The organism is Methylobacterium sp. GXF4, from assembly GCF_000272495.1.
Lineage (GTDB): Bacteria > Pseudomonadota > Alphaproteobacteria > Rhizobiales > Beijerinckiaceae > Methylobacterium > Methylobacterium brachiatum.
Window position 1 is genome coordinate 93,719 of record NZ_AKFK01000002.1, and the last position, 22,078, is coordinate 115,796.

Here is a 22,078-nt window from a genome sequence, read left to right on the forward strand (position 1 = left end):
CTTGCGACTAGGGAGATGCTACGGGATGCGTTTAATTCCCACCAACGGTCTTTCGCGATGCGAACGATCTCCCAATGCGATGATTTGAGAATTTTGGATCTCCGCGCCGGTGGTGCCAGATATCGTCTCGACGTCAGACCGCCGGTGCTTCGACAGGCGCGGTCCTGCGACACCCGAACAAGGCGTGACGCTCGGCGAAACCGCGAAGGGCGACAATGCCGAGCGGTTCGAGGGCATGCGCCAGGCCGTGGAGGAAGGTGTCGGTGGCGATCAGCGGCGTGTCGTAGGTCTTGCACAGGCGCTCGACGCGAGCGAGCACGTTGAGATCGCGGCCGATCGCCGTGAAGTCGACCCGGTCGCCGCCGCCGATATTGCCGTAGGCGACCTCCCCAACATGAAGTGCGACGCCGACCTCAAAGGCAGCCCTGTCACCGTCGCGCAGGGTCGCAAGCGCATCGAGTGCGGCCTCGGCGGCACGCAAGGCGGCACGGCGCGCCTCGGCCTCGTCGCGATCGGCATCGAACACGGCCAGCAGCCCGTCACCAATATACTTTAGCACCTCGCCGCCTTCCGCCTCGACGGCCGGCACGATGGCATCGAACATCCGGTTGAGGGCGGCCACGACATGGTCGGGGCTTTGCCGGTCGGACAGTTCACCGAACCCGCGCAGATCGGTCAGCATCATCGCGGCCCGCATGAGGCGTACGTCGCCGCGCCGCACTGTGCCGGCCAGGATTTGCCGCGCCGGGTCGCGCCCGACATAGGCGCTCAGGACCGCGCCAAGCATGTCGTCGAGCGCCTTGATTTCGAACAGCAGCGAGAACGGCTCGACCAGCGCTAGCAACGTCTCGATCTCGATCGGCGTGAAGCCGCCCGGTCTCGCCGTGGCCCAGGAGGCGGCACCCATGCGTCCACGCGCGGCATGCAGCGGCGCGATGAGGTAGTCGGTCAGACCCTCGTTGCGAAGCTCGCCAAGCACGGGAAACGGCAGCGGCCCATCCCCGTCGAGACGGCATTGGAGTGGGGTCCGCGTCTCGACCACGTGCTCGACGGTGTTGCCGTGGAAGGTCGGCGTGCCCTCGATGCCGTGGCGGCGACGCAGGGCTAGGCTCGACGTTCCTGGATGCCAGACGCGCATCACCCACCGGAACGACGGATGCAGGGTCGGCGCGTGGGTGGTGGCGCGGGCCAGCGGCAGGCCAAGCCCCGAGAGGCACGCACTGAACCCATCGAGAAGGGCTGCCGCGTCCACCGCTTCGCGACCCGGCCCCATCAACCATCCCGTCGCCTGCGCGACTGCCTCGGATGAAGATTGGGACGAACGTGTCACGGCAATTCTTCCATCAAGGGGTCGGATCGATGCCATAGCGTGGATCAGACGAGGCCGAGCACATGGATCAGGCCGAGGCTGACGGCGCCGAGGGCAAGGAGCGAGGCGACCACAGCGAGGGTCACCCGCGCCCCGGCCTTGGCGACGCTGCGCACGTCGACCCCGAGGCCGAGTGCCGCCATCGAGACTACGGTCAGCACGTTGGCGGTCTCCGACATCGGCGCGAGCGCGACTTGCGGGATCAGCCCGGCCGAGCGGAGTCCCGCGAGCGCCAGGAAGGCGAGGATGAACCACGGCACCAGGCGGTGGATCGCGAGGCCGCCGGGGGCCGGGCGGTCGCCGGTTGTGACGCCGGGGGCGGCCTCGTCGGTCTCCTCGCGCAGCCGGCTCGCGCCGAGGGAGAGCATCAGAACGACCGGCCCGAGCATCAGCACCCGGACGAGCTTCACCAGGGTTCCGACCTGGACGCTGAGCGCCGCGACCGGCGCGGTGGCGGCGAGGACCTGCGGCACGGCGTAGACGGTGAGGCCGGCGAGCACGCCGTACTGCATCGGCGACAGGCCGAGCAGCGGCACCAGCAGCGGCAGGCCGAGCACCACCAGCACGCCCAGCACCGCGGTGAAGGCGATGGAGGCGGCGACGTCCTCGCCGTCGGCGCCGATCACCGGGGCGGTGGCGGCGATCGCCGAGTTGCCGCAGATCGAGTTGCCGCAGGCGACGAGGATCGCCATGCGCGAATGCAGTCCGAGCGCCCGGCCGATGCCGTAGCTCGACAGGATCGCGACCACGACGACGCCCGCGATGCCGAAGAGCAGGCCCGGGCCGGCGGCGAGGATCGTCGCGAGGCTGAGCGACGCGCCTAGCATTACGACCGCGATCTCCAGCACGGTCTTGGCCCCGAAGGCGATGCCGGGAAAGAAACGCTGCGACGGGGTCCAGGCGGTGCGGATCGCGCTCCCGAGGAGGATCGCCAGCACCAGGGCTTCGAGCCAAGCGCGACCGAACAGGTGCGTCTCGACGGCTTCGAAGCCGACCGCTGCGGCGGTAACTGCCACGCAGAGGCCCAGTCCTGGAAGGATGGCTCTCGTGCCGGCCAGGGCACGCATCGATCGAGGGTGGGAGACAAGTCTGGGGGCGGACATGGGTGGCTCCGATGTGATGCCGGAGAATCCCACTTCCCTTTCATTCACTCCAACGGAATGATTAGATAATTCCAATCACTTAATTAGATCAAATGGGGATCCCTTCGAAGCGTGAGGCGACCCATTCTTGGGGGCCTACAGGCGGATTCAACCGTCGATCCAGCGGGCCTCGATCGTCGTGTCCGCAGCAAACTCATAGATCCTGACGGAGCCCGTCGCGAGTTCGAGTTGCTCGACCTCCGCCGGGCTGAGGTCGTCGAGCGCCATAACGAGCGCCCGCAGGCAATTACCGTGGGCGACGACGAGCACGTCCCCGCCCATGACCGCCGGTAGGATGGATCGGAGGTAGCATGGCACGATGCGGGCGACGGTATCGCGCAGGCTCTCACCGTTCGGCGGCGCCTCGGCGTAGGAGCGCCGCCAGGTCTCGATCCGCTCCGCCCCCCAGCGCGCATCGGCGGCGGTCTTGTCGAGCCCGCTGAGGTCGCCGTAGTCTCGCTCGTCGAGCGCGGCGAAGCGTTGAGGGATTAATCCGGGTTGCCCGAGCGTATCGAGGATAAGCCGGCCGCTCACGACGGCCCGCGTCAGCGTCGAGGTGAAGGCATCGGAAAAGCGCCAGCTGCGCTCGGCCAAACGCCGCCCGGCTGCCACGGCTTCTATCCGACCCTGCTCGGTCAAGGGCGAGTCCAGCAATCCCGTGAACAGACCGGATCGGTTGGCTACGCTCTGGCCATGCCGGACCAGCACGAGACGTCGCGTGATTGGGGCTTTGCGATCGTGAATCACTCTGTCTCCCAAGGCAACGCACTTTCGCGTCGGTCGCATCGCCTCTGATGAAAACGGCATCCGGCTTTAACGAACTTCGACCCTGAGATGGGTTGGACCGTCCATCCGGAGACGGCGATTCATCCTAGGTCCGCTTTAGAACGTCTTGCGACCGAAAGCAGCCAAGCTGCTTCCCACCCATGCCAGCCCTAGGGATAGCTCACGTAGCATCTCGAACGTAGCGCGCCCCTACACCATCGCGGAGTGCATGGAGGTTATGGCCTGAACCGACCGGCGGAAGCGTAGAGGCTTGGGACCGCGGACTTGATCCTTGATGCGGCCCTCTCAACCGTCGCCGGAAACGAGCTTCTGCGCGGTCTTCCCGAAGGTGCAGACAAGCACCACCCCCCAAAGGCATCGAGGTGACACTGACGGCATCCCCCGCGTTAGGTCTATTCGACCGACCTACGGCGTGAACTCGTCATCCGCCCATCAGGTGACGTCGCGGACCAAGCCTGAAGTCCCGGGCTCCGGTCTGGCGCCTTCTGCCGGCTTTAGACCCGCGGGGCATCCGCTTGTCGCCTAGTGCGGTGCCGGCGCCCGGGCGTGAGCCGTCGCCAGCCAGCTGCGCAGCGCGTCCGGGTTGATCCACTCCGCCTCCATGGCCGCGGTGAGAGCCGAAGCTTAAGCGCTGGCAGCCATTTGACAGGAAAAGGAGCGACCGTACGTCACCATCGACCTTATCGACCGCCACCTTCACCACGACCGGGCGCCACCATTGGCCCGACATAGTTTTGCCTTTCCCGGTGGCCGGTTCGCCGGGAAACCCGTGATGTCGCGGGGGGCGAGCCGTGGCACTCACAGGGCCTAACCGCCAACCCCGGACGATGCCACGAATTTGCTGCCCGGGTTATGGAGCGGTCGGGGTGGCCGACGGAGAAGAGGTGGTTGTGACGCTGTCGACGGGCCTCCGTCAGCTGACCCAGCTCACCGAGCGGATGCGAGGGAAGGAAAGCCCGACGTCCCGTCGGCGTGGAAGCAAGGTCGGTGGCGTGCCGGAGGATAGGTGTGCGTGGCTGTCGGGCGCAGTTGCTCGGTGCTGAAACAGTTTTCCATCGAACTTTAATGATTTACACCCATATGGTTTGATCTGCCGCCCGCTGAGATCCGATCTGGCGCCAACAGAGGTTCTATCTTCGAGTTCGGCGGCGTGCTCATCGATGTGCGCCTTGATGCAGGCAGCTGAGCATCCTCGTGGACCGATCTTCGAGCCGTGTAGGCCCAGCCAACCGGGAGTCGGGTGTTTGATGGCGCAGAGGCGTAAAAGTCGGCTCTTTGTTGGCGCGAAGTCGGGCTTAGAGTGCTTGGCGCTGACGCTAAAGGGTTGATATTGTTGAGGGGGTAGTCGCGCGTTATCTGACGTCCTAGACTTCCGTACAGAACTGCGAACACCCTGCCACGGTTGATGCGCTGCTGCCCGTGATGGCTGCCTGCAGGCTGGCCTTGTCGCCGACGATGCGGATTACGTCCGCACTCACCTCGACCTGATCGACGATCGCCTGGAGCCACGCCTTCCGGAACGGGATCTCGCCCGTCGTCACGTTCTCCCGCATCAGCCGGCCGAATGACCCTGACCCAGCAAACTGGTCCACGCTGAGCGCAAGTTTTTCGGGCATCCCGAACCCTGAAGGAGGGAGGATGCCATGCCTCGCAAACGCTTCACGAACGAACAGATCGCCTTTGCCCTGCGGCAGGCGGAGAACGGTGCGACGGTGGACGAGGTCTGCCGGAAGATGGGCGTGTCCGAGCCGACCTTTTATCGCTGGAAGAAGCAGTTCGTCGGCATGGGGGTGCCGGAGATTCGGCGGCTGAAGCAGCTGGAGGATGAGAACGGCAAGCTCAAGCGGCCGGTCGCCGACCTGACGCTGGACCGCTCCATGCTGCAGGACGTCCTCAAGCGAAAGTGGTGAGGCCCGCCGTTCGCCGCGAGGTCGCCGGTCACCTGCAGGTGACCTACGGAATCAGCGAGCGTCGGGCCAGTCAGGCCACCGGCTTTGGCCGTTCGTCCCAGCGTTACAGGAAGCGCTCCGACCCGCAGGTCGCGCTGCGCATGCGGCTGAAGGAGCTCGCTGCTGCACGGGTTCGCTATGGCAACCGGCGGCTGCACATCCTGTTGCAACGGGAGGGATGGGCCGTGAACCACAAGCGAACCTACCGGATCTACCGCGACGAGGGGCTGTCGATCCAATTCAAGCTGCCCAAGCGCAAGCGGTCTTGGCGGTATCGCCAAGGGTGCCTGGCGATCGGTGGACCCAATGAGGTCTGGGCGATGGACTTCGTATCCGACCGCGTCTTCGACGGCCGTCCGTTCCGGATCCTGACGGTCGTCGATTGCCATACGCGAGAGGCGCTCTCGCTCACACCGAGAGCCAACTTCCGCGCCTACCAAGTTACCGAGGCACTCGATGCCTTGGTCAGGCTGCGGGGGTGACCCAAGAGCCTGCGGGCGGATAATGGACCGGAGTTCGCCGGCCGCATGCTCGACCAGTGGGCCTACCTGAACGGGGTCGAGATCGACTTCTCCCGGCCGGGAAAGCCGACCGACAACGCCTACATCGAGTCGTTCAACGGCCGCCTGCGAGCGGAATGCCTGAACGCCTCGTGGTTCCTGTCGCTGGCCGATGCCCGCGAGCGCATCGAGGAATGGAGGTGCCACCACAACGAAGATCGACCCCACACGGCCCTGGGTGGCTTGACGCCCCGAGCCTTCGCCAACCAAGCTGTCATAGCCCGAGAACTTGCATAGGACGTGGACCATAAACCGGGTCAACTCCACACCGACGATGCACTAACTTCAAACCTGGGCCACCAAATGGGGGCAGGCCAGTAGCGCCGGGGATCGGCGTGCGATTCTTGGTGTGGCGCAATCGCGAGACTCGGTGCCTCCGAACATCGCCGGGGTGAGGTCGTCACCGCAAACGCGGCGGCTGATGCCGCCGCGCTCGCGATCAGCCGTGCGGCTTGAACACGACCTTCGTGCAGTTGTCGGTCTTGTCCCGGAACGCGTCGTAGAGCGCCGGCCCTTCCTCCAGGTTGGTGGAGCGGTGGCTGATGATGAAAGACGGGTCGATGTCGCCGTTCTGGATGTGCTCCAGGAGCGGCTTCATGTACCGGACCATGTGGGTCTGGCCGGTCTTCAGGGTCAGGCCCTTGTTCATGAGGATGCCGAGCGCCACCGGTCCGACGGGGCCGGCGAAGACGCCGGGCATCGAGACGTTGCCACCGGGGCGGCAGGCCAGGATCGCCTGGTTGAGCGCGAACGGCCGCTCCAGGCTCACCGTGTGCTCCATGATGGCGGAGGAGACCTTCTGGAGCGTGGTGTCGGCCCCGTGGGACTCCATGCCGACCGCCTCGATCACCGAGTCGGGGCCCAGGCCGTGGGTCATCTCCATGAGCGTGTCCTGCACGTTCTGATGCCCGAGATCGATGGTCTCCGCGCCGGCCTCGCGGGCGAGCGCCAACCGCTCAGGCACGCTGTCGATAGCGATGACGCGCTTGGCACCCAGGAGATAGCAGCACTTCACGGCAAGCACGCCCACCGGCCCGCACCCCCAGATCGCGACCGTATCCTCCGGGCCGATGTCGCAATGCTCGGCTGCCTGGTAGGCGGTGGGAAAGATGTCGCTGAGGAATAGGACCTGCTCGTCGCTGAGCCCCTCGGGCACCACGATGGGGCCGACATCCGCGTAGGGCACGCGCAGATACTCGGCCTGGCCGCCGGCGAAACCGCCGGTGATGTGCGAGAAGCCGAACAGGCCAGCGAGCGGGTAGCCGTAGGTCTGGGCCTGCAGCTTGCCGTTCGGATTGGTCCGCTCGCAGCAGCTCCAATTGCCCCATTTGCATTGCCGGCACTCGCCGCAGCAGATCGTGAACGGCACCACGATACGGTCGCCGACCTTGAGCTTGTGATTGTCGCGCCCGACCTCGATGACCTCGCCCATGGTCTCGTGGCCGAGGATGTCACCGCATTCCATGGTCGGCATGAACCCGCCCATCAGGTGCAGGTCCGAGCCGCAGATCGCGCAGGCGGTGACCTTGATGATCACGTCCCGCCCGTGCTCGATCGTCGGATCGGGCACGGTCTCGCAGGTGATCGTGCCGCGGCTCTGCCAGGTGAGCGCTTTCATTCAAAACATCTCCATCGATTTTTAGGCGTCGATAGATCTAACCGGCGCTTTTGGACAAATGATCCCGGGAAATTACGCGCTGGAGATCCGCTAAATATTTTCCCTCTCCGAACGGATCGATCGGGGCGGCCCAGGGTTTCTCTATTACAGTGCAATATTTCTGCGGCCGTTCGATCACCGCGGCTGCATCCCGTTTTCGGTTCCGGCCGCGCCATCGCCGGCCTGGCTCGCCCCGCGAGCCCGAACCCCGCACCTCAAGGATCGCCTATGCGTCTCACACTCGCCCTCGGGGCCTCCGTCCTCTTGCTCGGTCTCTTGCCGCTGCCGGTCCGGGCCAGTTCCTGCGCCGAGCAGATCGGGACGATCGAACGCCGCCTCGACAGTGCCGGCGCCATCCACGTGGCCGGCCTTCAGGACGGCCACACGATCCGCAGCAGCAAGTCGCCGAAGGCCCTGGCGCAGGCGCCGGCCGGCGCGCCGAGCGACGCGCACATGATCTCGACGGCGGCTCACATCTCCGACGCGCGGCGGCTCATCGGCCGGGCGGTGGACGAGGATCGCGCCGGCCAGCAGCGCGCCTGCGAGCACACGATGACCGAAGCCAAAGGCATGATCGGCGCGCTGCCGTAGAACCGCGTCCCACAACACGCTGCGCGACGCGTCAGCCGTTGCGCTCCCCGCCCAGACGGCATCGCTTCGGATTGATCCGGTTGATCAGGAGCACGGCCTCACCTTTCAGGATCTGATCATGACGCGTCGCTCTCCCGCCCGCCCCTGGCTCGTCCCGACCCTGGTGGGCTCGGTCGCGGCCCTGGGCGCCTCGGCCCTCTACGCGCTGGCGGCGACCCGCAAGGCGGAGCGGCGCACCCCGCCGATCGGCCAGTTCATGACTATCGATGGGCTGCGCCTGCATTACATCGAGCGCGGCCACGGGGAACCGCTGGTCCTGATCCACGGCAACGGTACCCTGATCCAGGATTTCCTGGTGAGCGGCATCGTCGACGATCTCGCCAAGCGCCACCGCGTCATCATCTTCGACCGGCCCGGCTACGGCTACAGCGACCGGCCCCGGGGCCTCTGGACGCCCCGCGCCCACGCCACCCTGTTCGAGAAGGCGCTGGAGCGGCTCGACGTGTCGCGGGCCGTCGTGCTCGGCCATTCCTGGGGCACGCTGGTGGCGGTCGCCCTGGCGCTGCAGGCCCCGCACCTGGTGCGCAGCCTCGTCCTGGCCTCGGGCTACTACTATCCCACACTGCGCGCCGACGTGATCCTCACCGCTCCGGTGGCGATCCCCGGGATTGGCGACCTGATGCGCTACACGGTGTCGCCGTTGGCCGGGCGCCTGATGCTGCCCGCCCTGATCAAGGGGATGTTCGCGCCGGCAGCCGTCTCGGAGCGTTTCGATCACGCCTTCCCGAAGGACATGATGCTGCGCCCGCTGCAGCTGCGTGCCTCGGCGGAGGATGCCGCCACGATGACGCCGGCCGCCGCGGAGCTTCAGCACCATTACCGGGACCTAAGGATCCCCGTCGTGATCATCACGGGCGGGGACGATCAGATCGCCGATGTCGGCCGGCAATCGCAGCGGCTCCATCGGGAACTGCCCGGCAGCACGTTCATGGTCGTCCCCGGCATGGGCCACATGATCCACCACCTCGCGCCCGATCAGGTGATCGCCGCCGTGGCGCGCGCGTCGGAGCCTGCCATTCGGGCGGTCGCCTGAGATCCGGGCCTCGACCGGTGCCGGAGCGCGTCGCGGCCCGGGCCTTGCGTTGCAGGCGCAAGCGCACGGCTCTCCGAGGCGGCAGCACCCGTTTGAGACACGCTGACGCGGGAGCGAGCTTAGATACTATCGTGACGTCTCGGGCCCCCATCAGTGAGGAAACTGTCCGGTCTTGTTGCGGCGCTGCCAATTTCACGGCGTTACTTTCCAGCAGCATGGGAACAGCTCGCGTATTCCCGAGGCGGTCCTTCGATGGCTACATGGCGTTCGGCGTAAACTAGCGCTTCAGGTGTTGTCGCATCCAGCGCGTGGCGTCCTCAAGCGTGTCGAACGTGGGGGCGCGCGCTCCCGCGAGACGGCCTAATCCAACCTCCAGGAACCAACTCCCGCAGCGCGCATGCTCCGGTGCGTCGAGACGGACCAGAACCGCCACGAGCAGCCCGTTGGCCATCACCAGCATGCCGACCTGGTCCGGGCTCGCCGTGTCGACCAAGATGGGCTGGAGAACGACCAGGGTCTCGACGTTGTCCCGGCCTGCCACCTCTACCCTCCCAGAGCGCTGCTGAACCAAGGCACCTGCCGGCGGCCGCTCCAACGCGCGTTCCTGATATGGAGGTAATTGGGATTGAACCCGCAATACGTCTTGAGCTGCTCAACGTCCAAGACTGTGAGGACCCGGCTCTTCAGCGTGATGAGATCGAGCCGGCGCAACTCCTTGATCGTTCGGTTCACGTGAACGTCCGACAGGCCCATCGTGTCGGCAATATCGGTCTGGGTGAACGGGAACAGATAGCTGTTGTCGTTGACGTGCCCCACCGCTTCCAGGCGCAGCAGCAACTCGCAGAACAGATGCGCGATGCGCTGGTCGGCCGGACGGCTGCCGAGGTTGACGAGCCACTCCCGCAGCACGGCCTCATCCACGAGAGCGCACCACATCAAAGCCCGCATCACCCGCGGGTGGCGCGCCGTGATCTCTTCGATGGCTTGCCGTGGGATCTCTACGACCTGACAGGCTGAGACCGTGCCGATATTGTGGTCCATCTGGTCAAGGATGAACACGTTGAGGTCGCAGAAACCCCCGGGCACGAAGTAGGCCATGATCTGGCGATGGCCGTCGGCCAGGACCTTGTAGCGACAGGCATAGCCGCTGAGGATGAGATGGACGTTGCCGGGGACGTCGTTCTCTCGGATCAGGTCCGTTCGAGCCCCCACCTGCCGAACCCGCGAAGCAAACCCGCGCAACGCCTCCCGGTCGGCGTTCGTCAGTTCCTCGAAGCTCTCAAGCTTGCGGATCAGCGCATCTTGCATCGGACCACGGCAGCGAAGGGGGGCCTGCGTCCTTACGTCCAGCTTTCAATAAAAACCTTGTCATATGATGGATATTCGCGGTCTGCCGCAGGCAGGTGACTGGGGCTTTACAACTGTTCGCTTTCGGACGGAGCGAAGCGCAGATGCGGAGCATCCGCCGGATGGAGCTTCAGCATTTGAATGAAGGCGGATCGGCTCGTACGACGAGGTTCGACGGGTGAAGTCGTGATGCGGCCCTCGATCAGAGCGCATCTGATCTGATCAGGCCATACTTAATTTTAGGGCCGGAATGCAAAACATCTCTGATAAGTTTGATATTTGAGATTTTGCCGCTGTTTGACATTGTTCTGTCTGTCATTCGAACTTATGAATGAAGTATGATAGTTTTCCGTTTTGTGCGTTGGCGTAAAAGAATATACCGTCGATGAATATCTGGGCGTTAACGGCAGAGAGATGCGAATGCTCCCGCCTGCGTGAAGACTGAACATACAATGCCGCATTTTTTCTTCGATACCGATGACGGCGATTTCCGCTTTCAGGATGAGGAGGGTTTCGAATTACCGAGCGTTGACGCGGCCCGCATTGAGGCACTTGATGCCCTTCCGGATATGGCACGCAACAAGATCCCAGACCGCGATCGTCACACCTTCGCAGTGCGTGTCCGGAACGAGGGCGGAGCAGTGGTTTACTCCGCCTCGCTCGACTTATTGGGCGCGTGGCACATTCCGCGTGCGGGTACGTAGCGCCCTCTTGAGGGCCGGACGACGGCCTCATCCGGCTAACCCCACGCCCCGGAATGCGATCAGATGGCGGGGTCGGGCGTAGCGGTGCCTCGTTTCCGTACCTGCGCCGGTCCTAGACCTCTTGCTGAGCAAGCCTGCGGCCCAGCCCCCTCAGAAGCGCGGCGGCACAAACGGGGGCCGGGGATGACTTCCAGCATGCTCGAGCCCCCATGAACCCGACTGGCGGGCCGCTCCCAAAGCTCGTGAGTGTCAGAGCAGCGGCCTCACGACCGACCTCGCTCCGTATTATGCGCGTGCCTCTTCGGATCGGTTACGGCGCCGGCTTCCTCTCCTATGCTCTCTGCAAGGTCCGGCAGGTCGAGCAACTCGGTATGTATTTGCCGATAAATTATCCTTCCTTCGAACATCACGATGATGGTGCCCGCAATAACGAGCAGCAAGCCGAGCAATGCGGATCCGGCACTTAAAAATTTCAGGGATTCAACCTCCGGGAAAGATAAAGCGATGCCACCGGATATCAAGGTAAAGATCAATAGAATTGCGGACACCAATCCACATCCTGTCGCCCTGCTCATCAGCTCGCAGCGACGCTTATAGTGCACGATCTGATCTATCATGTTGGATTTTCTGCTCCCAGATAGATCGGACGTTCTATATGTTTCGATTATGTCTCGGTAGCGTTCTACGGCGGCATCGTATCTGGTTTGAAGAAAGCCCACGAAAATCCAGGCCGCGAAAATGAGCGACGCTGCCGGCCCAATCACCTTCAGCACATTTGCGAGATCCAAGTTCATAGGGTTCAGCTGCTCCCATGCCTTGCGACGGCCTGAGACCGCGGAAAGCGTGGGGCGCTCTCCAAACTATCTGAGTTCAATCGCGGACACGGGGTAATGTTCGATCAGCACCTTACGTGAATCTCCGTATCCGCTCGCAGCAGAACCTGGCCTATGACGGCCGGTCTTGATCCCGGCGGTGAACTCGGCGCGCTGGCGAGCAGTAAAATCATTCGTCAAAACGAACAAAATCTAACATTCGATGGAGTTGCCGGGCCAGGAGAGTCCAAAAGGAGTTCGACACATTCGGATCGAGCGGCAGCCATGAATCACCAAGCGGAACTTTCCTCCACTTTCTGGACTGAGCTTGAGCGTACCGTGTCATCCAAGGTTGGTGACGCCCTTAACACGGATGAAATTCCGCACGAATTGCTGATCTCCTACCTGCGCGATTTAGAGGTCCTTGCGCGGACCGCCTGTGATCGCCGACAGACCGTACAAATCATCGCGTCTGGCCGCAGTGTCCTCGGGGACCGAACGGCGGTCGGGCCGCAGGATTGTTCGTTCTCCTACGCACACCTGTGAGCCGATTGAATTTCGGGGCAGCCTGCGGTGCCTAACCCAGATCGGAGACCAAAATGCTCTACCACGAGGTCGCTCGGCTGGCCGATGAGGCGTTTCGGTTGAACGCAAGGATCGCCCAGAACGCCATGCTGCTGACGGTGGCGATGAACTACGCCTGGACGGCAAATCGGCGACAGGAAGTGCGAGGAATCGGAAGAGCAATACAGGACTCCGCGCAGCGCCCAGTGCGATCCAGCCGCCCTAAACGCCGCGGCGCGACGACAGAAGTCGCGGCGCGAGGCCTGCGCGCTCTTTGATGGAGCGAAATACTGATCGTCGGGCGTCGTCGGACCTACTCGAGGCGTTCGACTCATCGACGAGGTCGGCATCGGCCGCCTGCCACTCCGGCAGTCAGATGCAGGACGCGGTCGACACGCTAAAGGCTGAAGTGTCGCTTGGCCGCTTTGGCCAGCCGGTGGGGCTCGCCCCGGTCTACGTCTTCCTGGCAAGCCAAGAGGTGCGCTACGTCACCGGCGAGGTCCATGGCGCGACGGGTGGCAACGGCTCCGCGTAGGTTTGCCGGGGTGGAGGGACGCGGTCTTGCCGCCAGAGGCTATGTTGCGACGATCAAAGGCTTGATGCCGGGGTCGAGCGTTGTCGGCACGGGCCGTTCGGTCAGGACCCGCTCTCGGCATGGCCGGTGGTGAACGGCGCCCTGCGGTCGGAGCGTGAGGCGCTCCGCAGGAACCGGCACCGATGAAGGAGCTTGGCTCACCGAGTCGGTACGGTCGCCGGCCGGGAGAAGCGCATGTCTACCGATACTGAGAAGCACCGCGCCCTGCTGGGCGCCCTCAAGGACGCCCAAGGCAAGGGCGACGGCGCCTTCGAGACGGCTGCCGTCGCAGCCTTCGAACACGTCTTCGAGCACTTGGGCCGCCTGAACGACCATGTCGCGCAGGGCGGCCCCGATGGTGAGGAGCGACGCCTGAAGGACGGGGAATCCGCGACTTTACGATAATTGCGGCCCCATCGGCGAGGCGTTGGCGCTCGGGAGCGCCAACGCCTCTAGCCGCGATCAGGCGTTCTGCGTGGCCGCAGACCGTACGGGAAGGATCCAGTTCGGTCTGACGAAGTGGCAGGTGTACCCGTCTGGCCGCCGCTCCAGGTAATCCTGGTGCTCGGGCTCGGCCTCCCAGAACGGTCCGGCGGGCGCCACCTCGGTCACGACCTTCCCGGGCCACAGGCCGGACGCGTCGACGTCGGCGATGGTATCCTCCGCAACCCGACGCTGGTCGTCGTCGATGTAGTAGATCGCCGAACGGTAGCTCAGCCCGCGGTCGTTGCCTTGGCGGTTCGGCGTCGTCGGGTCGTGGATCTGAAAGAAGAATTCCAGCATGCGCCGGAAGCTCGTCCTGGCCGGGTCGTAGACGATCTCGATCGCTTCAGCATGGGTGCCGTGGTTGCGGTAGGTGGCGTTCGGCACGTCGCCACCGGTGTAGCCGACACGGGTCGACAGCACACCGTCCTGACGTCGGATCAGGTCCTGCATGCCCCAGAAACAGCCGCCTGCCAGCACCGCTCTTTCGCTCGCCATGTTGTCCTCCGTAGGCTCCGCCATGCTCCTAGATAGGGATTCCGTGGGCACTTGCCCCGCGACCCTGTACCCCGCCCCGGTGGAGCCCGCGTCCGGACCTCCTCTTCACCGGTCTGATGATACCCTTGTAGCCGGGCCTCCACCCTTGAATGGCTGATGGGCGTCCGCTGTGGGCCGTGAGGAGGATCAAAGACATCGTCCGCTCCCACGCATTGCTGCCGCAAAGCAGACCGGCGGACATCCACCCATCTGAGACGCTCACGTCGGCTCAACACGCAGGCAGAGGCTGGCCGATAACCGTCGGTTCGCTTCGGGCGCCAACCGCACGGGAGCGGACACTTGAAGCGGTCCTGGCAGGGGCCTCAGGGTACGCCCCATCAACCGGATCGCGGCTTGGATAGACATCCGAAGGCGCGACGCGGCAGCGCCTCGCGAGTCGCCCGATCACAGGCCCTGATCGCGTCGCAACTGGACCCGGCCCCTACTGGCTCGCTCGATGCGCTGCCTCGACGGAGAGCGTTCTACGCGCGTCGTCCCATCACGAGCGTGACCGGCTGTCCCGCACAGGTCTCGATGGCGGTAAATCCACGGGAGCGGAGTTCATCCTCCACGTCAGCGCACGCCCATAGGTGGCCGCCGTTGCGGACCAGCCGCAGGGCTGCAAGCGCGGCGCCGACCGGATCCGGAGGCGGCGCGTAAAGTCCGACGACAAGGTATCCCTCCGGCTTGAGGGCAGACGTCAGACGGTCGAGCGCCGTCCGAGCCGCGTCCTCTGAGAGGAAGGGTGCCGGGAGCCATGTCAGCGAGTAGCCGGCCGGATCATCGAACTGGGTCACATCCTGCAGGCGGAAGTCGATACGGCTGCCGAACGGGCCTGCTGCAACGTTCGCACGGGCCAGTTCGAGAGCCGGCTCCCAGATGTCCAGGCCCACGATATGCAGCGCGGGCCACTGCGCTGCGGCTTCGAGAGCGATGCCGCCCACACCTGTGCCGACATCCAGGAAGCGCCCGGAGAGTGCGGCTGCGAGCGCCGGGCGCTCGGCCCCCAAAACCGCCAAGTGCCGTACGACGACGCGTGAGGCTTGGCCTTGAGCCTGCAACATCGCAGGATCGCGGACCTGCCAGACTGCCGGTCGTTCCAGACCATCCAACAGATCCCGCGCCTCCTGCAGCGCGTGCGTGACGGATGCCAGGGACGCGGAGACCTGCGCCTGATCGAGCTCGCCGAGGCCCCCCGGCACCAAGGCCGCAACCACGTCGTGCAACCGGCGCGCGACCTCGGGAGGAACCTCCATCGCCTCCCGCCGCAGGCGTAAGGCGGCGCCGATCGCGGCAAGGCCTCGCGCCGCATCGCCCATCTGCCGCAGCGTGCGTTCAACGGCTTGGAAAGTCATTGGCGACCGCCCGAGTGATGATCTCCGCGAGGCGGCGTGACGCCTGAAGGAGAAGAGGCAGCCTCAGAACCATGCCGGGCCGCGACGCGCAGGGTGATCACAGGCCGTGAGCCTGGGCGATCATCTGGGCCGCCCGCTCTCCGATGATGGCGCAGGGGGCCTGCGTGTTTCCCGCCGTCACACGCGGCATGATCGAAGCGTCCGCGATGCGCAGAGCGTCGATCCCGTAGACGTTCAGCGATGCATCGACCACCGACAGGGCATCGCGGCCCATCTTGGCCGTGCAGCTCTGGTGCCAGTAGGTCACGGCGGCATCACGGATGAAGTCTTCGAGCGCGCCTCCCTTGATGTCGCCCGGCATGGCCTCTCCGCGGACATGCGGCCGAAACGCCTGTGCGTTGCCCAACGCGCGGCACAGATCCACGCAGGCGACGGCCGTCGCCATATCCGCGGGATCGGACATCATGTTGGCCTCGATCGCCAACGGCACCGAGGGATCGGCACTCGTCAGCTGAAGCCGGCCGCGGCTCGCCGGGCGCGCCAGACCGGCGAACATCGTCCAGCCCTGCGCCGGCACACCGCGCGCCGCGGTCCGATCGCTCGGCACGGGAAATTCGACCTGGCAGAAGAGCACATCCGGCGCATCGAGCCCGGGGCGGCTCGTCCAGTACAGGGTCGCCTCGCTGCCGCTGTTCCGGGGGGCGATGGGTTCGGCATAATCCCAGATGCATCCGAACGAGACGTGGTCCTGAAAATTCTGCCCGACGCCCGGCAGGTGCTGCACCACCGGGATGCCGAAGCGCGTCAGCTCCGCATGGTCCCCGATGCCGGAATGCATCAGAACCTTGGGCGTCTGGATGGCCCCCAGCGACAGCACCACCTCGGCCCGGGCACTGATCTCCAGGATCTGCCCGGCGCGAACCACTTCGACGCCGACCGCGCGCTGCTGCTCGATCAGGACGCGCCGCACGGTCGCGTCGGTGAGGACCGTCAGGTTGGGGCGGTCGAGCCACGGATGGACATAGGCCCGGTAGAGCGATTGGCGCCGGCCGTCGCGAACCAGCATGTCCGAGATCGACGCGCCGCCCGGCCCCTCCATCATCACGCCATTCGGATGCGCGAAGGTCGGGATGCCGATCTCGCGGGCCGCATCGAGCATCGCGTGTGCGATGGGGCTGGGATCCGAAGCAGGCTGGACCCAGACCGGTCCGGAAACGCCGCGATACCGGGGATCCGGCGAACCCTGCCAGTTCTCGATGCGACGATAGATCTGGAGGACGTTGTCGTAACTCCACCCGGCATCGCCAGACTCCGCAGCGAAGTAATCCCAGTCGCTGCGGTGCCCGCGCGCCCAGACCATCACGTTGATGCTGGAGCCGCCCCCGAGACCTTTGCCCATCGCCATCGACAGGGCACGGCCGTTCAGGTGGGGGTTCGGCTGCGCCTGAAATCCCCAATCCCGCTCACTGCCCAGATTGGCCGGCCATTGGGCAGGGTCGAGCACCGCCTCGGCATCGTCGCTGCCCCCGGCTTCGATCAGCAGCACGCGCAGATCGGCATTCTCCGCGAGGCGCCGCGCCACAACCGAGCCTGAGGATCCGGCGCCGCAAATGATGACGTCGTATTGCGACCGCAGCTCCGCGACCAAGCGGTGCTGGTTCTCCTGCGCGCGCCGCGAGGAATCGCGATCTTCGAGACGAGACTGGCTCACGATATATGAAGTCCTTCTTCTGCCGCGCGGCCGTTGCTGATGAACGGCACGGTTTCTCCCGGCATCGCTGCGGAGCACGCGACGAAGCTCTTGAGCCGCGGGACTTCGGATGGATGTTCCATGCCTTTGGCTTGCGTGACTGTGATCGTCGTCACACAGGAAGTATTGGCTGACGTTGACGATGGCCTGTTCGCAGACGCCCCCGAATGCGTTACAGGCCCGACCTATCTGGCTGCGCCCCTCACGCGCGCGATCCCGGTGCGCTTCATCGATCTCACCGGCTGCACCGGTCCGACGCGTGAGCGCCTCGGCCCGGTCCGCACCCGCGCCCGCTTCAAAACATTCCACGATCCCGTGGGTGAGACCGCCTCGCCGTCAGCGCCGATCTCCTGACGGCTGCCGGTATCGCTGAGCCGGGCGGCCTCTTCGACGCGCGGCGGACGGTGGCCATCCGCCGACGGTTCCAACCCATCGAGCTTTGGTTGAAGCGCGAACCTGCGCCGCTGCCGTAGATCCCGCGCCACGCCGGGCGTCCGGCTCTCTGTGACCGGGATCACAGCGACCGGCCATCGTCGGGCGCAGAGTGCTGTCACCCCAGCAGGGAGAAGCACGATGAAGACGATTTCGACGAAGACGATGATGGTCGCGGGGCTCGCGCTCGCGACGCTGGCCGGCGGTGCTGCCAGCGCCGACGCCCGCGGGTTCGGTCACGGCGGCTTCGGCCATCAGGGCGGTTTTGGCCATCGCGGCTTCGGGTACGGCGGATTTGGCCACCATCGATACTTCCACCACCGTGGATTCCGTCGGCGCTTCGGCGGGTTCAACTGGGATTATCCCGCAGGCCGCTACTTCCTCAGCTCGGATTTCGGGGATTGCCGCTTCGTCTACAACCCTTTGTTCTTCGGACACGAGCGCGTCTGCAGCTGACGGAGCTTTCGTCTCGGCTCATTGAGCCCTCGGTCAGAGACCGGCCGCCGCTGCACACGCAGCGGCGGCCCGTTGGCCCACCTCGGCACACCACCGCTTGCTGTGACGACGGACTGGTGACGGCCCCCCCCGCCCCATTCGTCCCGAAGATGCCGCGCGAATATCGAAACTGGAGCCGCAACCGCGTTAGAGGTGTCGCTCGCTCCTGCGCGGAGCGGTCGCGAGTGTGTCGCCGCCGTCGCGCGTTCGCTTGTAGGCGTGCACGTGACCGTGGTGATGGTGGTTCCACCAAGGATGATGTCAGTGCCGGGATCCGGGCGCGTCACGCGGCCGGAGTCTGCGCCGGGGAGCAGGGCGATGGCGGCGACGCGGAAACCGGCGGATGCAGCTCGGCAGGTCGAACCCGCCAAGCACCTCACGCCTCCTGATTTCTACGAGAGCCTGCCGCGGTTCACCGCCTTCTCCAGCCTCATGGATCCAGCCCTCTATCGGCCGCTGCCCACGACGTGGTGGCTTGGTGTGGCCGATGTCGTCGGCTCCCAGCAGCAGATCGGGCTGGGCCGCTACAAGGCGGTCAATGCGGCCGGCGCAGCCATCATCGCGGCCGTCTCCAATGCTCTCGGCCGGCGCGAGTTTCCCTTCGTCTTCGGCGGCGATGGGGCAAGCTTCGCCATTGGCCCGGAAGACGTCGACACCGCTAGACAAGCGCTGGCGGCAACGGCCGTCTGGGTCCGTGAGGCGCTGCAGCTCGAGCTGCGCACCGCTCTCCTGCCGGTCTCAGCCGTGCGCGATCGCGGGCTCGACGTGCGCGTGGCCCGCTACGCGCCCAGTGCTCACGTTTCCTATGCGATGTTCAGCGGAGGCGGTCTGCCCTGGGCAGAAGCCGCCATGAAGGCCGGCGACTATGCCGTCGTACCGGCCGAGCCCGGCAGCCAGCCTGACCTGACCGGCCTCTCCTGCCGCTGGCAGGAGATCCGTCCCCGCCACGCATTGATGCTCTCGCTCATGCTCGTGCCGCAGCACAGCGGCGATGCGCCGGCCTTCCGGCAACTCGTGCAAGAGATCCTGCACAGCCTGGAGATCAGTGCCGAGGTCGCCCGTCCGATGCAGGACGACGGACCGCAGATGCATGGACCGTGGATGGGGCTGGATCTCGAACTGCGCGCCATGCCGGGCTGCCGTAAGAGCCGCCTCTGGCGCAAGCTCCGGCTCGTGGCACGATCGATTCCGGAATACCTGCTCTATCGCACAGGCTTGCGGCTAGGCGCGTTCGATCCCGCCGCGTTTCGGCACGAGATCGTCGGGAATACGGACTTCCGCAAATACGACGATGCGCTGCGGATGACCCTGGACTGCACCGAGGCTTTCGCGGATCGGCTGGAGGCGCAGCTCACCGCTGCAGAGGCACAGGGGATCTGTCATTTCGGCCTGGAACGGCAATCGGCTGCGCAGTTGACCTGCATCAGCCCTCCGGTTCCGAGCAGCGGGCACATGCACTTCATCGATGGCGCTGGCGGAGGCTACGCCGCGGCCGCCGCACGGCTGAAGGGTCGGGCGGCACGTGTCGGGGCCGTGGTGCCGACCAGCCCGTGAGGCGGCTGTGAAGCGTGGCTGCTGCCGGATGAAGTGCAGGGGAGACGACCGACCGCGAGCGGTGTTCAAGATCCCTGTGCCGCACCGCATCTGCGAGCGTTCGGTCGATGGCGGAACCTTCGCGGTCGGCGCCAGCCTGATCCGTGCCGATACCTGCGAGCGGCGACCGGTCGAAGGCGCGAAAATTTTTGCCGGGCTGGACCCGGCCCGGGATCTTTGCTGATGGAATGTCCGCTTCGGAGCTGTCTCGAAACGGGCTGAATGACCGGGATGGGCAGAAAGCTGAATGTCGGGTTTGGAGTGATCCGCTGCGGTTCGGGCAGGTCGCTGCCAGAATTATCTGACAGGATACCTTCGAAAGTCATCTTGCAACCTCAATGATATGGGTGTTCGCAGTTTCCTTCTCCTTGGCGCGCCAATCTTTTGAATGACTTAGCTCTCACGGCTCGTCCCTCCCTAAGTGCGGGGGAGTTCTGGGGGGCTTTCAGGGAAGAGGCGTCACTCCCGAGGGTGACTGCCCCGGTCATCTCGTAGGGCACCGGGGCGTGTGCCCTCCCTGATGAGATTCGGCGGATCGGCTCTGGGCACGTCAGGTGCCGAAAACCGTTTTTGCGAACAACCCTGCACTCGCCAGTTGTTCCGCGGAACAACGAAGGCGCTACTCCAGGTCTTAATGTAGCGTCAGCGGCTGGCCCATGCTGGAAGCGCGATCGAGGTGCCGAGGGGCACAAACACAAAGCACCCCTAGAGCGGCATCCGATCATGTTGGATCATATGCGTCGTAGCCTGCGGCGGCGAGATAGCGTCGGCATTCGGCTGACGTGAAGCGTCGGAAGGCCCGTTGGATGGTGTCCCAGAGGTCGCTGATCGTGCGCGCGGCTTCGGTACGAAGAATGGCCTTGAGCTTGGCGAAGGCGCGTTCGATCGGGTTGAAGTCGGGGGAGTAGGCCGGCAGGTACAGCAGCCCCGCTCCGGCCGCTTCGATACGCTCGCGGATACCACTGACCTTGTGGGCGGGCAGAGTGTCGAGCACGACCGTGTCGCCGGGCTGCAGGGCTGGGACGAGGGTTTCATCGACGTAATCGCGGAAGCGAGCGCCCGTCATCGGTCCATCGAGGAGGGCGGTGGCCATCTGGCCGCTGGTGCGCAGACCGGCGGTGACGGTGATGGTCTTCCAATGTCCGAACGGGACCGCGACCCGACAGCGTTCACCCCGCGGAGCCCGCCCATAGCGGCGTGCCATCTTCGTATGGGTGGCGGTCTCGTCGAGGAACACGAGGCTGTCCGGATCGAGGTCGAGCTGGCGCTCGAACCAGGACAGGCGCGCGGCCTTCACGTCTTCCCGTTCCTGCTCGGCGGCGTGGCCAGTGTTTTTTTGCGCGTGATGCCGTGGCGCTTGAAGAAACGGGACAGGCTGCTCACCCCGACCCGCAGGCCTCGTTCGGCCAGACGGTCGCGCAGTTCATGCAGGAACAGTTCGGGCTGCGCTTCGTAGGTCCGTCGGATCAGGTCGGCCTGCGCCTCGATTGTATGCGAGCGTTGATCGCCACCCATCGGCTTGGCCTGCGTCCGACCCTCCTGCACGAAGGCCCCGTGCCAGCGCACGGCGCTGGCCGGGCTGACCGCGAAGCGTCGTGCCGCTTCCCGGCGTGACGCGCCCGCCTCGATCGCAGCCACGACCCGCTCGCGCAGATCGACAGATAGGGCAGACGCCATCGGCTCTCCTCCTCGGAAAGCCGCGCATCGAATCACAACCCTACCCCAGCGAAAACCCCAGACGATTCAACCCGGTCGGTGACCGCTCTAGCATCCTAGGGGGCGTGGATCCTCACTCCCAAGGATTTACTGGCTAATCGACAAATATGACTGGCCGCTGCTCGGCGCGCCTCGTGTCCGCGGGCTAAACCGAGGGAAACCGAAGTCGGAACGTTAGCCCCTGCCAAGACCCTGTTGACCTGAGCGCTGCAAAAGCGACGAGGGGCTGCCGGATTGCTCAGATCCGGTCGCCGGGGAGGGGGTACGACGTCAAGCGGAAGGATTGGTTATCGCATCGAAAGGCCAAGTGTCGGACAACATTTGATGCTGAATTCTGTTTGTAAAACGATAGCTTACCTCGGCACTGGATGTCACAGGTAACGGGAGCAGAAGGGCTTGCCTAATCATTTGCCGCGAGGGAGACGCCGCTCTCAGCGGGGATGTTGAGGGACTCGAACCAAGCTGATCTATTGCCTGACCGGTCGGATATCGCCGAAAGGGCTGGCTCGCGTCGGAGAGAAGCCGCCGAAAAAGCGGACAGTCTCCTATCGACCCAACCCGGTCGTCGG

At 65.1% G+C, this 22,078-nt stretch carries 23 protein-coding genes and 1 pseudogene; 12 read left to right on the top strand and 12 right to left on the bottom strand.

From position 1 onward, the window contains the following. Positions 1-133: 133 nt before the first annotated feature. The 4 genes from WYO_RS00605 to WYO_RS00620 form a co-directional block, all read right to left on the bottom strand. On the bottom strand, positions 134-1,273 hold the full coding sequence (locus WYO_RS00605; RefSeq protein ID WP_007557758.1) for an adenylate/guanylate cyclase domain-containing protein: 1,140 nt from the start codon (positions 1,271-1,273) through the stop codon (positions 134-136). A 101-nt stretch (positions 1,274-1,374) separates the two neighbouring features. Then, positions 1,375-2,472 (bottom strand): putative sulfate exporter family transporter, encoded by a 1,098-nt coding sequence (locus WYO_RS00610; RefSeq protein ID WP_007557760.1) that lies wholly within the window; start codon positions 2,470-2,472, stop codon positions 1,375-1,377. Between the two features lie 147 nt (positions 2,473-2,619). After that, positions 2,620-3,234, bottom strand: a complete 615-nt coding sequence (locus tag WYO_RS00615) for a 2,3-bisphosphoglycerate-dependent phosphoglycerate mutase (protein WP_193375331.1) — start codon at positions 3,232-3,234, stop codon at positions 2,620-2,622. Between the two features lie 1,427 nt (positions 3,235-4,661). Further along, positions 4,662-4,913, bottom strand: a complete 252-nt coding sequence (locus WYO_RS00620) for a hypothetical protein (protein ID WP_007557764.1) — start codon at positions 4,911-4,913, stop codon at positions 4,662-4,664. A 27-nt stretch (positions 4,914-4,940) separates the two neighbouring features. On the opposite strand from WYO_RS00620, the pseudogene WYO_RS28835 reads away from it, so the two are divergent. Then, positions 4,941-6,043 (top strand): annotated as a pseudogene (locus tag WYO_RS28835) (IS3 family transposase). Positions 6,044-6,245: 202 nt separating this feature from the next. On the opposite strand, the gene WYO_RS00635 reads toward WYO_RS28835, so the two are convergent. Next, positions 6,246-7,424: a zinc-dependent alcohol dehydrogenase gene (locus tag WYO_RS00635; protein ID WP_007557768.1), complete on the bottom strand. Its 1,179-nt coding sequence runs from the start codon at positions 7,422-7,424 to the stop codon at positions 6,246-6,248. Positions 7,425-7,691: 267 nt separating this feature from the next. Between WYO_RS00635 and WYO_RS00640 the strand changes: the two genes are divergently transcribed. Together WYO_RS00640 and WYO_RS00645 are read left to right on the top strand one after the other, a co-directional pair. Then, on the top strand, positions 7,692-8,054 hold the full coding sequence (locus tag WYO_RS00640) for a hypothetical protein (protein WP_007557770.1): 363 nt from the start codon (positions 7,692-7,694) through the stop codon (positions 8,052-8,054). Positions 8,055-8,172: 118 nt separating this feature from the next. After that, the gene (locus tag WYO_RS00645; protein WP_007557772.1) at positions 8,173-9,147 is read left to right on the top strand and encodes an alpha/beta fold hydrolase; all 975 of its coding nucleotides are present in this window, start codon (positions 8,173-8,175) and stop codon (positions 9,145-9,147) included. A 277-nt stretch (positions 9,148-9,424) separates the two neighbouring features. On the opposite strand, the gene WYO_RS28840 is transcribed toward WYO_RS00645, so the two are convergent. Both WYO_RS28840 and WYO_RS00655 read right to left on the bottom strand, forming a co-directional pair. Continuing rightward, positions 9,425-9,688: a hypothetical protein gene (locus WYO_RS28840; RefSeq protein WP_007557774.1), complete on the bottom strand. Its 264-nt coding sequence runs from the start codon at positions 9,686-9,688 to the stop codon at positions 9,425-9,427. 2 nt (positions 9,689-9,690) lie between these two features. Then, positions 9,691-10,455, bottom strand: a complete 765-nt coding sequence (locus WYO_RS00655; protein WP_007557775.1) for a Crp/Fnr family transcriptional regulator — start codon at positions 10,453-10,455, stop codon at positions 9,691-9,693. Between the two features lie 491 nt (positions 10,456-10,946). Here WYO_RS00655 and WYO_RS29450 point away from each other — a divergent pair, with 491 nt between their 5' ends. Then, positions 10,947-11,198 carry a hypothetical protein gene (locus tag WYO_RS29450; protein ID WP_081496900.1) on the top strand — a complete coding sequence of 84 codons (252 nt, stop codon included), beginning with the start codon at positions 10,947-10,949 and terminating at the stop codon, positions 11,196-11,198. Positions 11,199-11,461: 263 nt separating this feature from the next. On the opposite strand, the gene WYO_RS30530 is transcribed toward WYO_RS29450, so the two are convergent. Beyond that, the gene (locus WYO_RS30530; RefSeq protein WP_128754886.1) at positions 11,462-11,992 is read right to left on the bottom strand and encodes a DUF2721 domain-containing protein; all 531 of its coding nucleotides are present in this window, start codon (positions 11,990-11,992) and stop codon (positions 11,462-11,464) included. Between the two features lie 153 nt (positions 11,993-12,145). Between WYO_RS30530 and WYO_RS30535 the strand changes: the two genes are divergently transcribed. From WYO_RS30535 to WYO_RS00665, 4 genes are all read left to right on the top strand, one after another. Further along, the gene (locus WYO_RS30535; protein ID WP_128754887.1) at positions 12,146-12,556 is read left to right on the top strand and encodes a hypothetical protein; all 411 of its coding nucleotides are present in this window, start codon (positions 12,146-12,148) and stop codon (positions 12,554-12,556) included. A 53-nt stretch (positions 12,557-12,609) separates the two neighbouring features. Further along, a complete protein-coding gene (locus tag WYO_RS30540; protein ID WP_128754888.1) occupies positions 12,610-12,852 on the top strand; it encodes a hypothetical protein in 243 nt (80 codons plus the stop codon). Positions 12,853-12,950: 98 nt separating this feature from the next. Continuing rightward, a complete protein-coding gene (locus WYO_RS31320) occupies positions 12,951-13,109 on the top strand; it encodes a hypothetical protein (protein ID WP_165486525.1) in 159 nt (52 codons plus the stop codon). Positions 13,110-13,343: 234 nt separating this feature from the next. Continuing rightward, the gene (locus WYO_RS00665; RefSeq protein ID WP_007557779.1) at positions 13,344-13,553 is read left to right on the top strand and encodes a hypothetical protein; all 210 of its coding nucleotides are present in this window, start codon (positions 13,344-13,346) and stop codon (positions 13,551-13,553) included. Between the two features lie 57 nt (positions 13,554-13,610). Here WYO_RS00665 and msrA read toward each other — a convergent pair whose 3' ends face one another. The 3 genes from msrA to WYO_RS00680 form a co-directional block, all read right to left on the bottom strand. After that, positions 13,611-14,129, bottom strand: coding sequence for a peptide-methionine (S)-S-oxide reductase MsrA (gene msrA / locus WYO_RS00670; protein WP_007557781.1), 519 nt, complete (start codon positions 14,127-14,129; stop codon positions 13,611-13,613). 521 nt (positions 14,130-14,650) lie between these two features. Next, positions 14,651-15,523 carry a class I SAM-dependent methyltransferase gene (locus WYO_RS00675; protein ID WP_007557783.1) on the bottom strand — a complete coding sequence of 291 codons (873 nt, stop codon included), beginning with the start codon at positions 15,521-15,523 and terminating at the stop codon, positions 14,651-14,653. Positions 15,524-15,620: 97 nt separating this feature from the next. Then, complete coding sequence (locus tag WYO_RS00680; protein ID WP_244424014.1) at positions 15,621-17,171, bottom strand: GMC family oxidoreductase N-terminal domain-containing protein; 1,551 nt, start codon at positions 17,169-17,171, stop codon at positions 15,621-15,623. 102 nt (positions 17,172-17,273) lie between these two features. Between WYO_RS00680 and WYO_RS30545 the strand changes: the two genes are divergently transcribed. The 4 genes from WYO_RS30545 (at position 17,274) to WYO_RS31325 (ending at position 19,977) form a co-directional block, all read left to right on the top strand. Beyond that, on the top strand, positions 17,274-17,627 hold the full coding sequence (locus WYO_RS30545; protein ID WP_210160726.1) for a hypothetical protein: 354 nt from the start codon (positions 17,274-17,276) through the stop codon (positions 17,625-17,627). Positions 17,628-17,846: 219 nt separating this feature from the next. Next, the gene (locus WYO_RS00685; protein ID WP_007557789.1) at positions 17,847-18,161 is read left to right on the top strand and encodes a hypothetical protein; all 315 of its coding nucleotides are present in this window, start codon (positions 17,847-17,849) and stop codon (positions 18,159-18,161) included. 357 nt (positions 18,162-18,518) lie between these two features. Continuing rightward, complete coding sequence (locus tag WYO_RS00690; RefSeq protein ID WP_007557791.1) at positions 18,519-19,754, top strand: DUF3095 domain-containing protein; 1,236 nt, start codon at positions 18,519-18,521, stop codon at positions 19,752-19,754. Between the two features lie 76 nt (positions 19,755-19,830). After that, entirely contained in the window at positions 19,831-19,977 is a 147-nt protein-coding gene (locus WYO_RS31325; protein ID WP_165486528.1) for a hypothetical protein, read from the top strand. 537 nt (positions 19,978-20,514) lie between these two features. Here WYO_RS31325 and WYO_RS29455 read toward each other — a convergent pair. Further along, a protein-coding gene (locus WYO_RS29455; protein ID WP_085985760.1) for an IS630 family transposase occupies positions 20,515-21,470 on the bottom strand; the annotation gives its coding sequence in 2 pieces (ribosomal slippage) (positions 20,515-21,131 and positions 21,131-21,470; 957 coding nt in all). Between the last annotated feature and the right edge of the window lie 608 nt (positions 21,471-22,078).